The sequence below is a fragment of the Streptococcus mitis genome, from assembly GCF_002096845.1.
Taxonomy (GTDB): Bacteria; Bacillota; Bacilli; order Lactobacillales; family Streptococcaceae; genus Streptococcus; species Streptococcus mitis_A.
The window spans coordinates 1-1,260 of sequence record NZ_NCVK01000031.1 but is presented as its reverse complement, the minus strand read 5'-3'; the positions used below and the strand labels follow the sequence as shown (position 1 = coordinate 1,260).

1 pseudogene is annotated in these 1,260 nt (G+C 43.3%); it reads left to right on the top strand.

The annotated features are described in order from the left end of the window. Nucleotides 1-1,260: pseudogene (locus tag B7695_RS11085) on the top strand (hypothetical protein); the annotation flags it as partial.

Genomic DNA, 1,260 nt, shown 5'->3' with positions numbered 1-1,260 from the left:
AGGAACAGTAACCGAACCGAACAAGAAACCATCACAACCAGTGGATGTAACAACACCAGCTCGTAAGACACCAACAGTAGATGTTGAACAAGATCCTAAGACAGGTGACGTTACAGTAACACCGAAGAAACCAGATGGCTCAACATTCCCACCAGGAACTACGGTAGAAATTCCAGGTAAAGATGGTAAGCTAATCCCAGTTACAATCGGTGAAAACGGTAAAGGTAAAGTACCAAACAGTGACTTACCAGACGGTCAAGTACCAGGTACAGGTAAGATTACTGAACCAGGTAAACCAGCTGTGGAAGTTCCAGTCACAACACCAGGTAAGGTAACACCAGCCACACCAACAACTGAAACACCAAGTGAGATTGAAATCACACGCAAACCAAATGGTGATGCAGTTGTAACGCCTAAGAAACCAGATGGTTCAACATACCCATCAGGCAGCAAGGTAGTGATTCCAGGTGAAAACAATACACCAATCACTGTCACAATTGGCGACAATGGTTCAGGTGAAGTACCAAATGACAAGCTTCCTAAGAAAGATGTCCCAGGAACAGGAACAGTAACTGAACCTAATAAGAAACCATCACAACCAGTAGATGTAACAACACCAGCTCGTAAGACACCAACAGTAGATGTTGAACAAGATCCTAAGACAGGTGACGTTACAGTAACACCTAAGAAACCAGATGGCTCAACATTCCCACCAGGAACTAAGGTAGAAATCCCAGGTAAAGATGGTAACCCAATCACAGTCACAATCGGTGAAGACGGTAAAGGTAAAGTACCAAACAGTGAATTACCAGAAGGCAAAGTTCCAGGAACAGCTAAGATTACTGAACCAGGTAAACCAGCAGTTGAAGTTCCAGTAGAAACTCCAGCTAAGGTAACACCAGAAACACCAGTAACTGAAAAACCAGGTAAGATTGAAATCACTCAACAACCAAATGGAAATGCGATTGTAACGCCTAAGAAACCAGACGGTTCAACATACCCACCAGGAACTACGGTAGAAATTCCAGGTGAAAATGGCACACCAATCACAGTTACAATTGGCGACAATGGTTCAGGTGAAGTACCAAATGACAAGCTTCCTAAGAAAGATGTCCCAGGAAAAGGAACGGTAACTGAACCTAATAAGAAACCATCACAACCAGTAGATGTAACAACACCAGCTCGTAAGACACCAACAGTAGATGTTGAACAAGATCCTAAGACAGGTGACGTTACAGTAACACCTAAGAAACCAGATGG